Source organism: Methylobacterium sp. M6A4_1b, assembly GCF_053345175.1.
The window spans coordinates 299,168-310,368 of record NZ_JBKEZQ010000004.1 but is presented as its reverse complement, the minus strand read 5'-3'; the positions used below and the strand labels follow the sequence as shown (position 1 = coordinate 310,368).

Here is an 11,201-nt window from a genome sequence, read left to right as displayed (position 1 = left end):
AGGTCACAGGTTCAAATCCTGTCCCCGCAACCAAAACACACCAAAGCCCGCCCCGGTGAAAACCAGGCGGGCTTTGGACGTTCAATGGCCCTGCGGTGCTACCGCAACCAAGACGTGAAAAAGTAGATCAACAGGATGATGGGGATCGGGATACCGATCAGCCAAAGCAATCCGCCCTTCAACATCGAGTGGTTCCTTCCTCACGATCTGTTGTTCCATCAACGGTGTCGTGTGGAAGGGGGTTCCGCCTACAGGGTTTCGCGCTGACGCTTGCCGTTGCGCTCGTAGTAATACGGGATCGTCCGGTAGGGCGCGAAGCCGTCCTTCGCCTGGATTTCGAGGTCGTCGAGAATCACGCGGGTGATCCGGGGCAGATCGAGGGTCCGCGCTTCCGTGAAGCTGACCCAGGCGAGTTCCACCAGTTCGGAGTCGGGCGAGACGACCCCGGGGATCTCGTGGACGATGGCCGTGCGGTCCGCTGCGAAGAAGCGCGTGTCGAACCGGCGCGGGCGGCCGGGCGGCGTGATCGCCCGGGCGACGAAATGCAGGGCTTCGAGATCCGGCAGCACGGCCGCCTCGCGAAAGGCGGTCCAGGTACCGGCGGGAGCGGTGTCGGGGGGGCCGTAGTCGCGGGTGCCGAGCAGAAGGCCGGTCTCCTCGTAGGTCTCCCGGATCGCGGCCAGCGCGAGGACGCGGCCGAGGCCTTCGCCGCCGCGCGCGACTTTCACCGCCAGGGCGTCGTTGCTGCGCATCGGCAGCGCGCCGGCCACCGGCATGTGCCGGTCACCCGGTTCGATCCGGCCTCCGGGAAAGACGAACTTCCCGGGCATGAAGGCGAGGCCGGGATGGCGGCGCCCCATCAGGATCCGCGGCGCGCGCTTGCTGCGGTCGAGGATGATCAGGGTCGCGGCGTTGCGCGGCCGCAGGAGGGGCTTGCGGGCGGGCGCTTCAGGCGGGGCCGAAGCCGGCGGCTCGGTTGGCGGCATGCCCGTCACCTGGTCCATGCGGCTTCTCCTCGCCCTGCGGCCCCGTCGCCGCGCCCGGCACCGGTAGCTTGGCGAAGCCATGCATGCCAAGCGCATATTGCAGACCGACGACCGCGCCCTTCACGGGTTGCAGCAGGGCCAGCGACCCGATCAGGGTGACGATGGGCCAGAAGGTCAGCTGAAACCACAGGGGCACGTCGTAGTTCGTCTCGGTTTCCAGAAGGAAGTAGCCGACGATGTGGCCGATGATGAAGATGACGATGTAGGGTGGCAGGTCGTCGGCCCTGTGATGCGCCAGTTCGAGGTCGCAGACATCGCAGTGCGGCCTGACCTTCAGGAACTTGCCGAAGATCCGGCCTTCGCCGCAATGGGGGCAGCGTCCGAGGAAGCCGCGCCCCATCGACCGCAGCAGCGGGGTGCGTTCGCCGTGGTCCGGCGCGGCGGTTTCGGTCATTTCGGCTCCTCGCATCGCGTCCAGCCTAGTCCCTTCGCGTCAGCGGCGCGAGCCGCGATGACGGGACCCCGTGTTGCGGATGCCGGGCGGACGGCCGGGCGCGCCGGGCTTGCGCACCGAGCGGCCCGGTCCCGGCCGCGCCCCACGGTCCGACCGCGCCTGTCCCTCCGAGAGCAGTTCGAAGCGCAGGGCGCCGGCCACCGCGGCCGCCTCCACCAGGCGGACCTCGACCCGGTCGCCGAGGCGATGGGTCTCGCCCGAGCGCTCGCCCACCAGGGCGTGCCTGGCCTCGTCGTGACGGTAATAATCGGCGCCGATGGTCGAGATCGGCACGAAGCCGTCGGCCCCGGTCTCGTCGAGCTTGATGAACAGCCCGGAGCGGGTGACGCCGGAGATCTGGCCGGTGAAGGTCGCGCCGACCCGGTCGGCGAGGTGATGGGCGATGAGGCGGTCGATGGTCTCCCGCTCGGCCGCCATGGCCCGGCGCTCGGCCGCCGAGATCTGTTCGCCGATCTGGTCGAGGGCGGCGACGGACATCTCCGAAGACAGGCCGTCGGAGCCGAGGCGCCCGGCGGAGATCAGGGCCCGGTGCACGATGAGGTCGGCATAGCGCCGGATCGGCGAGGTGAAGTGGGCGTAGCGCCGGAGGTTGAGGCCGAAATGCCCGAGGTTCTGCGCCGCGTAGACCGCCTGCGCCTGCGAGCGCAGCACGACCTCGTTGATGAAGATCGCGTGCTCGGTCTCGGCCACGCTGGCCAGGATGCGGTTGAACAGGGCCGGACGCAGGATGGTCTCCTTCGGCAGCTTGATGCCGATCGACGCGAGCACTTCCCCCAGAGCCCGCATCTTCTCCAGGGCCGGTTCGTCGTGCACCCGGTAGATCAGGGGCTGGCGCGCCTGCTCCAGGGTCTCGGCCGCCGCGACGTTCGCCTGGATCATGAACTCCTCGATGAGCCGGTGTGCGTCGAGGCGCGCGGGCACCACGACGCGGTCGACCGCTCCGTCCGCCGCGAGCAGCACCTTGCGCTCGGGCAGATCGAGGGCCAGCGGCCCGCGCGCGTCGCGGGCCCGGCGCAGGGCCTCGTAAGCGGCCCAGAGGGGACGCAGCACGGGCTCGAGGAGAGGAGCGGTGACGTCGTCGGAGAAGCCGTCGATGGCGGCCTGGGCCTGCGCGTAGCTGAGCTTGGCCCGCGAGCGCATCATCACCCGGTGGAAGCCGTGCCGGCGCTTGGTGCCCTCGGCGTCGATCACCATGCGGACCGCCAGCGCCGGCCGATCCTCGGCTTCGCGCAGGGAGCAGAGATCGTTGGAGATGCGCTCCGGCAGCATCGGCACGACGCGGTCGGGGAAGTAGACCGAGTTGCCGCGCAGGAGCGCCTCCCGGTCGAGGGCCGAGCCCGGGCGAACGTAGGCGGCGACGTCGGCGATCGCCACGGTGATCACGAACCCGCCCGGATTGGACGGGTCGGGATCGGGGACCGCCATCACGGCGTCGTCGTGGTCCTTGGCGTCCGGCGGATCGATGGTCAGGAGCGGTTCGCCGCGCCAGTCCTCGCGCTCTGCGAGCCCCACCGGCACCACGGCGTCGGCCTCCGCCAGGGTGGCGGCGGCGAAGACGTGTGGAATGTGATGGAGATGCAGGGCGATCAGGCTGATCGCCTTCTCCGAGCCGAGGGAGCCCAGGCGCTCGCGCACCCGGCCCTGGGGCAGGCCGAAGCGGCTCTCGCGCTGGAGGGTGACGCTGACGAGGTCGCCGTCCCGGGCATCCCCCTCCTCGCCGGCGGGAATCGCCACCTCGCGGCCCTGCGCCCGCTTCTCGACGGGAATGATGCGTCCGCCCTCGGGACCGGCGCGGAAGACGCCGATGATGTCGGTCTTGTTCTTGCCGAGCACCTTGATGACGCGGCCGGTGTAGTGGCCCGGCTCGCCGGCGCCGGCCTCGACCCGCATCAGCACGCGGTCCCCGATGCCGGGGGCCGGCTGGCCCGGGCGCTTGCCGCCGCGCGGCGTGGAGACGGTGATCTTCGGGGCGGCCCCGTTGCCGACGTCCCACTCGGCCGGGCTCGCCAGGAACTCACCGTCGCGGTCCCGGGCGGTGATGTCGGCCAGCACCACCGGCGGCAGGCGGCCGGAGGGCGCGAGGCCCCCGCGCCCGCGGGCGATGGCACCGTCCTCCTCGATCTCCTTGAGGATCCGCTTCAAGCCGATGCGGTCGGCGCCCTTGACGTTGAAGGCCGCCGCGATCTCGCGCTTGCCAACCGTCTCGGTGGAGGCTGCGATGAAGGCGAGGATCTGCTCGCGAGAGGGGAGGCCGGCGGCGCCGGGATTGGGATTGATGCGTTTTGCCAAGGGATCCGGCTCGCTGCGCGGGCGCGAGGCCATACGCGAATGGACGTGTCTCGCCGGGGGCGGACGCGCGGCCCGGCTCTTCAACCTTAACATGGGCGCTGGACCCTGCGCCGGCAACGGCGCGGGGCCGGCCCTCGACAGGGTTCAGCCGGTGGCGGCGGATTTCCGCAGGCGCTCGACCGCCGCATCGACCTCGAAGCCGGGCGCCGCGAGTTCGGCCAGGGTGAAGGGACACAGGGCCGGAAAGCCGAATTCCACCTGGGCCTCGGCCTCGCGGTACTCCGGCGCTTCGGCCTCGCGCACCGCCAGGGTCCAGAAGCCCTCGATGTTCAGCCGCTCGAGCCCGGCCCTGTCGGCGGCCAGCCGCGCCTGACCCTGCCGGGCCGCCTCGCGCCAGAGGGCGCTGGCCCGGTCGTCCGACATCAGGGCGGCCCGCACGAGGTTGGCGAGGAGCGTGCGGAGTTCCGTGGTGGTCTCGGACATGAAGGGCGCTCGGCGCGAGGGATCGGTCCGCCCCGAAGCGCAAGCCTCGCGCCAGACCCGCCCTCAGTAGGGCGTTCCCTTCGCCCGCTGCGCCCGCAGGGCCTCGGCGTACCAGACCAGTTCGTCGAGGAAGCGCCTGGCGGCCTTCGGCAGCCAGTCGTCCTGGGCCGCGCCGGCCTCGTCCAGGGCCTTGCCGATCCGCGGGATCGGCAGGAGCGAGGGAATGCTCGAGGCGCCGAGCTCGCCCATCATCGCCCGGAGCTGCATCGCCGCGCGGACGCCGCCGTATTGTCCGGCCGAGTAGCAGACGATTCCCGAAGGCCGCCAGGAATACTCCTCCAGGAAGTGGTCGAGGGTGTTCGAGAGGGCGGGCGGGATCGAATGGTTGTACTCGGCCGAGACGACCAGGAAGGCATCCGAGCGCCGGTAGAGCGTCGCGAGCCTTTCGAGAACCGCCGGCGCCTCGCCCTTGGGGTATTCCTTGTACATCCGGTCGAGGAGGGGGAGCTTCAGCTCGGCCGGATCGACCAGGGGCGCCTCGATGCCGCGGCTCTCCAGTTCGCGGATGACGAAGCGGGCGGCGCGCAGGCCCTGCCGGTCGGAGCGGACGGAACCGAGGATGACGGGGACGACGAGGGGCATGGGGTGACCTCCGGGCGATGCGTCCCTGGATACGCCGGTCCGGCGGCGGCGTCCAAGGGCGCCGTCCCCAGGCGACGCCGTCAGTACCGGGTCGTCAGCCGGGTCAGCCAGTCGGGGGAGGCGTCGACGAGGACGGTCTCCAGCGCCTTGTCGGTGCCGAGCAGGATCGCGAGGCCGGTCACCGCGAGGATGAGGCCGAGAGCCGCCTTCAGGCCCTTGCCGAGACCCATCATCCGGTCGCGCCAGCCCGCCAGGGTGGCGCGGGACAGGGCGCCGAGCAGCACGAGAGGGAGGCCAGCGCCGAAGCCGAACAGGACCATGGTGAGGGCGACGGCGGCGAGGTCGCGCCCCTGGGAGGCGAGGAGCGAGGCGGCGCCGAGGGTCGGCCCGACGCAGGGGCTCCAGACCGCACCGAGGAGGAGGCCGACGCCGAACTGCCCCGAGAGGCCGGCGGTGGAGAGTCCGCCGAAGCGCGCTTCCGTCCAGTCGCTCAAGGGGCCGGCGGCGACCGCGAGCCGCGTCTGCGCCGCCGGCACCATCAGCACGAGGCCGAACAGGATCATCAGGATGGCCGCGCCCGTCCGGAAGAGGCCAGTGTCGAGCCCGAGGCCGAAGCCGATCGTGGCCACGAACAGGCCGATCGCCACGAAGGAGAGGGCGAGGCCGGAGGCCAGCGCCAGGGGGCCGAGGCGGTGCTCGGAGGCCGCGGCGCCCAGGACCAGCGGCAGCAGCGGCAGCACGCAGGGCGAGAGCACCGACAGCAGGCCGGCGAGAAAGGCCAGTCCCAGGGTGGTGACCACGGGATCGCCCTAGAGCGTCTTCTCGACGAGGCCCTCGATCCATTCGGGCTGGGTCTCGCCCACCGAACGGCCGGTCTCGATCTCGCCCTTGAAGGCGATCAGCGTGCTCTGCATGCGGGCATCGAACCGCCGCAGCACGTCCTTGCGGGTGTCGAAGTCGACGTCGAAGATGACGAGCTCCTTGAACCGGGGCTGCTCGGCGAGCCTGGCCAGGATCGGCTTCTGGGTCTTGCAGATCGGGCACCAGGGCGCGCTGACCTCCACGAGGATCGGCTTGCCGGCCTTCTGCGCCGCCGCGAAGGCCTCGGGGGTGTAGGGCAGGCTCTCGGCGGCGGCGGCCGGTCCCGACAGGGCAAGGGGCGCCAGGAAAAGGGGCACAAGGACAAGGGGCGCCAGGGCGAGGAGGGTGAGCAGCGAGCGGCGGTACAGCATGAAGGGCCTAGCCTCGGCTTGGTGAGAATCGGACCTCACGGCCCGGCGCCATCCTGGGCACGTCGTGTCCAGGTTTCGTCGGGGCGGATCGCCACCGTGTCGTGGCGCTCCTGCCAGCCCTCGATCCCGTCCGGATACCAGTGGACGGTCCGGTAGCCGAGCCCGACGAGGCGCTTGCCGAGGTTCCAGCTGCCCCAGCAATCCGGGTGGCAATAGGTGATGATCGCGCGGCCGCGATCGCCCTGCGTCAGGGCCGCGACCCTCTCCGCGAGGGCGGCCTGGTCCGGCCCGGAGAGGGTCCCCGAGCCGGCCCCCGGCAGCCAGATACTGTTCGGGATGGCCCGATGGATCGGCCGCCACAGGCGGCCGGCCGGCTGGTTCGGCGGCGTCGGATCGGCCTCGGACACGTCGATGAGCACCGCCGGCCCGCCCGCGATCAGGGCGTCGAGCCCGGCGCCGTCCAGGATTGCCGCGCCTGCCAGGGTCCGCGGCGTGTAGCCCTGGAGCGCGCCTTCCCAGAAGCCCGCGGGCTCCGGAACGGCGACCGGCGAAGCGGACGGCGCGGCCGCCGCGAGAACCGTCGCCGCGAGGAGGAACACCGCCGCGCGGCGGAGGCGTTCAGTTGCTGGCGGCCGGCGCATCGAAGCTGTGCTCCCAGCGCCCGCCCTGGTTGTCCTGCGTCACGACGGTGACCGGACCCTTGCCGTCGGGCAGCATGGCGAAGTTGATCACCGGGTTGGCCGAGATCGAGATGTCGCCTTCCATGACGAAGACGTTCTCGTCGCCATGGGTGACGCTGATCCGGTTGATGTAGCGTGCGGGCGTGTAGTCGCGGCTGACCTGGTTCATCTGCAGCCCGGTGAAGTTCGGATGGCGGATCATCAGGGTTGCGGCGATGGACTTGCCTGGGACGGTATCGGCGAACTTGAGCCGCATGTCGCCCATGCCGGTCATCGCCTCCGCGTCGGTCATGCCCATCGGGGCCGAGCAGCCGCCCGAGGCCTTCACGAACTGGGTGGTCTGCACCAGGGCGCCATCCTTGGTCTCGGCCACCGCGTGGACGTTGGTGTAGGTGTTCACCCGGACGCGTAGCTTCAGCGCCTCGGGATCCGCGGCGGGGCCGAAGGTGAAGTGCGCGGCGAGCGGCGCCGGGTTGTCGTCGATGACGAGGTAGAGGCCCTTGATCCGGTCCTTGTCGGCGATCGTCAGGGTCAGGGGCACGAGGGAGGCATCGTTGGCCCGATCGGGCAGGTCCACCCGCACCAGCGGCCCGGCGGTCTCGACCGTGCGGTCGCCGAAGATCGACTGCTGCAGTTCCTTCCAGCGCGCGTCGCGTTCGGCGACATCGTCGCCGGCCGCGGCCCGGCCGGTGCCGGATCCGGCCAGGACCGCGAGGAACAGGCCGGCAGTCAGGCCGGCGGCGCGGTGGGACATCCGCATGGTGCTTCACTCCTCGCACGATCGTGCAGGCCTTCTCGCGAAAGCGGAGGCCTTTGCAGCCTGCTTACGCCAAGGCGCGGCGAAAGTCCGAAATCGGATCCTGGCGCGCGGAACTATCTTGCGCAAGTTTGCGTGACGAGGCGCCCCGGGGCGTCAGGGTGCGCGATGGGTCGAGCCATCCGCGGCCGTCGCCGCGTCGACGAGGTGACGGCCCTGCTCCGGCACCGCGATGCATCGGCGGCCGGCGCCTTCGATGCTCCGGGCCACCACCAGGGTCATCTCGCCGACCAGGAGGGCCGATTTGGCACCGAATTTGGGAGAGGGGCGATGTCGGACGCAGTCCCGGAGGCGTCGAGCCAGGGGATGCGACGTATCATCGGGTGGGAGAAGCATAACAACTCTGGATCTCGATCATCGCCGTCGTGCCACGACGCGTCGATGCCCGAAATCGGACACAAGCAAGACCCGCCGCCTGGCCTGACGAGACAGGGATGGAGGCCTCGGCGAGACACCCGCAGCCATAGATGAAGATCGCCGGCGCGGCCCGTATTCCCTGGAAAAACTCCCGCAGGACTGTGGAGGCCGGGACGGAGGATCGCGTCTCACCAGAGCGAGAATTCGGTGGCGAAGTCGGTGGTCTTCACGGGCTCGCAGGTCTGCGGCTCTGCCCGGCAATCCGCCTTGGGCTTCAGCGCAAGGGTGCCGTCCGGCCCGGTCTCGAAGGTCAGGTGCACCGGGGGCCCGTCGCCCTTGGTGTAGGCGAGGCTCACCTCGAAGCGGACGAAGTCGAAGCGGTCACGGTCGGCATAGACGATGAGATCGCGGGAGACGGATTCGCCGGGATTGAGATCGGAGGGCTCGCCCCCCGCTTCGGTGGCGCCGGCGAAGAGCCGGCCCTCGCGCAGGATCGCCTCGCCGGGACCCGTGAAGCCGTAGGCGCGCGCCGTGGTGGTGCGATCCGCGGGCGCGCCTTCGGCCATGGGCTTGCCGCCGGGGACCGCATCGAGGCGCACCCGCACCCCGGTGACGTTGTAGACGAGGCCGAGAACGCGCACGCCGGTCTGTCCGACGTTCTTACGGGTGACGGTGGAGCGGATGGCCACGTACCGGTCGCGTTCGCCCGCCCGCACCAGGTTCGTCGTCACCGAGACCGCGGGCGGCTCCAGAGCCGGCTTGATCCGGGCCTCGTAGATGAAGGTGTAGACCGCCCAGGCGCCGGCCGCGAGGATCGCCAGGGTCTGCACCAGGGCATTGGCGCGCTCCAGGCGGTCGCTCCGCCCGGGTCGATCAGTCTCGTCGTCCGTCTGCATCCCCGATTCCGGCCCTCACGTCGGGGCGGCAAGCCCATTGGCAGCGTCATGGTTCCGTTTTCGGGGCCTTCCGGGCATGCGAGCCGACGACGTCGAAACCTGTTCGTCGCGCAGATCGATGACGGAACAAGACCCGGGTGGTCGGTCCGGTTCGGACAGGCCTGACATGCCTTTCAACGGATCGCCTCGATCACGAGGTTGGCGAGGGACGCACCCCGCCTTTCGGGTAGGGTGATCGCATCCCGCTCGACTCCGTCATTCCGGGTCGCCGCAGGCGAGCCCGAAATCCAGAACCGGCGACAGCACCAAACCTTATGCGACCTGCATGTCTGGTTCCCGGGGTCCGTAGCGCTGACCCGGGATGATGGGGTGGAGCCGGTTACGATCGCCCCCGCCATCCGGAGAAGGGGACCCGCGCCAGATCCCCGAGCGATTTCTCCGATCTGGATCTCACACGCTCAGGCTGAGTTGGTCGGTCCACCAAATGGAATGTTTGCCGGTCGTCGAAACGCGAAACGCCGGAGCCCCTCGCGGAGCCCCGGCGTTTCGCATGCGTCCGGTGAACCGGGCCTGACGCCCGGCTCGGTCGCTCTCAGAGCGAGTAGTACATCGTGAACTCGACCGGGTGCGGGGTCATCTCGTAGCGCATGACCTCGGTCATCTTCAGCTCGATGAAGGAGTCGATCTGGTCGTCGGTGAAGACGTTGCCGGCCTTGAGGAAGGCGCGGTCGCGGTCGAGGTTCTGCAGGGCCTCACGGAGCGAGCCGCAGACGGTGGGGATCTTCTTCAGCTCGCGCGGGGGCAGGTCGTAGAGATCCTTGTCCATGGCGGCACCCGGATCGATCTTGTTGATGATGCCGTCGAGGCCGGCCATCAGCAGGGCCGAGAAGGCCAGGTAGGGGTTCGCCATCGGGTCGGGGAAGCGGACCTCGACGCGCTTGGCCTTCGGGTTCGTCGTCCACGGGATGCGGCAGGAGGCCGAGCGGTTGCGCGCCGAGTAGGCGAGCAGCACGGGGGCCTCGTAGCCGGGCACCAGGCGCTTGTAGGAGTTGGTCGACGGGTTGGTGAAGGCGTTGAGCGCCTTGGCGTGCTTGATGATGCCGCCGATGTACCAGAGGCATTCCTGCGAAAGGTCGGCGTACTTGTCGCCGGCGAAGAGCGGCTTGCCGTCCTTCCAGATCGACTGGTGCACGTGCATGCCCGAGCCGTTGTCGCCGTAGACGGGCTTGGGCATGAACGTCGCGGTCTTGCCGTAGCTCTGGGCGACCTGATGGATGCAGTACTTGTAGATCTGCATGTGGTCGGCGAGCAGCGTCAGGGTGTCGAACTTCATGCCCAGCTCGTGCTGGGCGCTCGCCACCTCGTGGTGGTGCTTCTCGACCTTCACGCCCATGGACTGCATGGCGGCCAGCATCTCGCCGCGCATGTCCTGTGCCGAATCCTGCGGCGGCACCGGGAAGTAGCCGCCTTTGGTGGCGACGCGGTGGCCGAGGTTGCCGCCCTCGTAGTCGGTGAAGCCGTTGGTCGGCAGCTCGGTCGAATCGAGTTGGAAGCCGGTGTGGTACGGGTCGGAGCCGAACTTCACGTCGTCGAACACGAAGAACTCGGCCTCGGGGCCGACATAGATGGTGTCGCCGATACCGGTGGACTTGAGGAAGGCTTCGGCCAGCTTGGCGGTGCCGCGCGGGTCGCGGCTGTAGGGCGCGCCCGTGGAGGGCTCGAGCACGTCGCAGACGATCGACATGGTCGAGGCCGAGAAGAACGGGTCCATGCAGGCGGTCGCCGGGTCCGGCATCAGCAGCATGTCGGATTCGTTGATGGCCTTCCAGCCGGCGATCGACGAGCCGTCGAACATCGTGCCTTCGGAGAACATCTCGTCGTCGATGAGGGAGACGTCGAAGGTGACGTGCTGCCACTTACCGCGCGGATCGGTGAACCGGAGGTCGACGTACTTGACGTCGTTGTCCTTGATTTCCTTCAGGACGTCGGCTGCAGTCTTGGCCATCCTTGGGGGTCTCCTTCATGTCTCGGCCCGTTGCGGCCGTGGTTTTGCCGCAGCGGGCACCGGCGCGCCGCAGAGCGGAAGGGTCTTCGCCGTCGAGCGTCTTGGGCATCGAGCGTCTTGGGCGTCGAGCGTTTACCGCAGGTGAAGCGTCCGGGCCAGCGCAATTTCTCGGCGCCGGACGCGCAGCGACCGCGAGAAGAGACGCAAAAACAAAACCTTAGAACTGTCTCAAGCTTTTGGGTGTGGCGGTGCGGCGGGCTTCCGGTCTCGTCCGCCCGGACAGGCCCCGGTTCAGGCCCA

General features: G+C 69.6%; 11 protein-coding genes. All 11 read right to left on the bottom strand.

What is annotated here, in order from left to right; all coding sequences use genetic code 11:
• Nucleotides 1-248 precede the first annotated feature (248 nt).
• Nucleotides 249-1,004, bottom strand: coding sequence for an NUDIX hydrolase (locus ACLBWX_RS06810; RefSeq protein WP_447676297.1), 756 nt, complete (start codon nucleotides 1,002-1,004; stop codon nucleotides 249-251).
• Nucleotides 949-1,440 (bottom strand): DUF983 domain-containing protein, encoded by a 492-nt coding sequence (locus ACLBWX_RS06805; RefSeq protein ID WP_447676296.1) that lies wholly within the window; start codon nucleotides 1,438-1,440, stop codon nucleotides 949-951. The genes ACLBWX_RS06810 and ACLBWX_RS06805 overlap by 56 nt, the downstream gene beginning before the upstream one ends.
• 39 nt (nucleotides 1,441-1,479) lie before the next feature.
• The gene (rnr, locus tag ACLBWX_RS06800) at nucleotides 1,480-3,789 is read right to left on the bottom strand and encodes a ribonuclease R (protein WP_447676295.1); all 2,310 of its coding nucleotides are present in this window, start codon (nucleotides 3,787-3,789) and stop codon (nucleotides 1,480-1,482) included.
• A gap of 144 nt (nucleotides 3,790-3,933) precedes the next feature.
• Nucleotides 3,934-4,272, bottom strand: coding sequence for a hypothetical protein (locus tag ACLBWX_RS06795; protein WP_447676294.1), 339 nt, complete (start codon nucleotides 4,270-4,272; stop codon nucleotides 3,934-3,936).
• A gap of 63 nt (nucleotides 4,273-4,335) precedes the next feature.
• The gene (locus ACLBWX_RS06790) at nucleotides 4,336-4,914 is read right to left on the bottom strand and encodes an NADPH-dependent FMN reductase (RefSeq protein WP_447676293.1); all 579 of its coding nucleotides are present in this window, start codon (nucleotides 4,912-4,914) and stop codon (nucleotides 4,336-4,338) included.
• An 80-nt stretch (nucleotides 4,915-4,994) separates the two neighbouring features.
• A complete protein-coding gene (locus ACLBWX_RS06785; RefSeq protein WP_447676292.1) occupies nucleotides 4,995-5,714 on the bottom strand; it encodes a cytochrome c biogenesis CcdA family protein in 720 nt (239 codons plus the stop codon).
• Nucleotides 5,715-5,723: 9 nt separating this feature from the next.
• On the bottom strand, nucleotides 5,724-6,146 hold the full coding sequence (locus ACLBWX_RS06780) for a thioredoxin family protein (protein ID WP_447676291.1): 423 nt from the start codon (nucleotides 6,144-6,146) through the stop codon (nucleotides 5,724-5,726).
• 35 nt (nucleotides 6,147-6,181) lie between these two features.
• Nucleotides 6,182-6,787, bottom strand: a complete 606-nt coding sequence (locus ACLBWX_RS06775; protein WP_447676290.1) for a rhodanese-like domain-containing protein — start codon at nucleotides 6,785-6,787, stop codon at nucleotides 6,182-6,184.
• Nucleotides 6,765-7,586 carry a quinoprotein dehydrogenase-associated SoxYZ-like carrier gene (locus ACLBWX_RS06770; RefSeq protein ID WP_447676289.1) on the bottom strand — a complete coding sequence of 274 codons (822 nt, stop codon included), beginning with the start codon at nucleotides 7,584-7,586 and terminating at the stop codon, nucleotides 6,765-6,767. The genes ACLBWX_RS06775 and ACLBWX_RS06770 overlap by 23 nt, the downstream gene beginning before the upstream one ends.
• Before the next feature lie 602 nt (nucleotides 7,587-8,188).
• Entirely contained in the window at nucleotides 8,189-8,896 is a 708-nt protein-coding gene (locus ACLBWX_RS06765; protein WP_447676288.1) for a hypothetical protein, read from the bottom strand.
• 592 nt (nucleotides 8,897-9,488) lie between these two features.
• Nucleotides 9,489-10,901, bottom strand: coding sequence for a type I glutamate--ammonia ligase (gene glnA, locus ACLBWX_RS06760; RefSeq protein ID WP_056216753.1), 1,413 nt, complete (start codon nucleotides 10,899-10,901; stop codon nucleotides 9,489-9,491).
• Nucleotides 10,902-11,201 lie beyond the last annotated feature (300 nt).

Excerpts from the sequence above, each read along its gene's own strand:
- ACLBWX_RS06810 (WP_447676297.1), bottom strand. The coding sequence starts at position 1,004 with ATGGACCAGGTGACGGGCATGCCGCCAACCGAGCCGCCGGCTTCGGCC.
- ACLBWX_RS06805 (WP_447676296.1), bottom strand. The coding sequence starts at position 1,440 with ATGACCGAAACCGCCGCGCCGGACCACGGCGAACGCACCCCGCTGCTG.
- ACLBWX_RS06795 (WP_447676294.1), bottom strand. The coding sequence starts at position 4,272 with ATGTCCGAGACCACCACGGAACTCCGCACGCTCCTCGCCAACCTCGTG.
- ACLBWX_RS06790 (WP_447676293.1), bottom strand. The coding sequence starts at position 4,914 with ATGCCCCTCGTCGTCCCCGTCATCCTCGGTTCCGTCCGCTCCGACCGG.
- ACLBWX_RS06780 (WP_447676291.1), bottom strand. The coding sequence starts at position 6,146 with ATGCTGTACCGCCGCTCGCTGCTCACCCTCCTCGCCCTGGCGCCCCTT.
- ACLBWX_RS06775 (WP_447676290.1), bottom strand. The coding sequence starts at position 6,787 with ATGCGCCGGCCGCCAGCAACTGAACGCCTCCGCCGCGCGGCGGTGTTC.
- ACLBWX_RS06770 (WP_447676289.1), bottom strand. The coding sequence starts at position 7,586 with ATGCGGATGTCCCACCGCGCCGCCGGCCTGACTGCCGGCCTGTTCCTC.
- ACLBWX_RS06765 (WP_447676288.1), bottom strand. The coding sequence starts at position 8,896 with ATGCAGACGGACGACGAGACTGATCGACCCGGGCGGAGCGACCGCCTG.
- glnA (WP_056216753.1), bottom strand. The coding sequence starts at position 10,901 with ATGGCCAAGACTGCAGCCGACGTCCTGAAGGAAATCAAGGACAACGAC.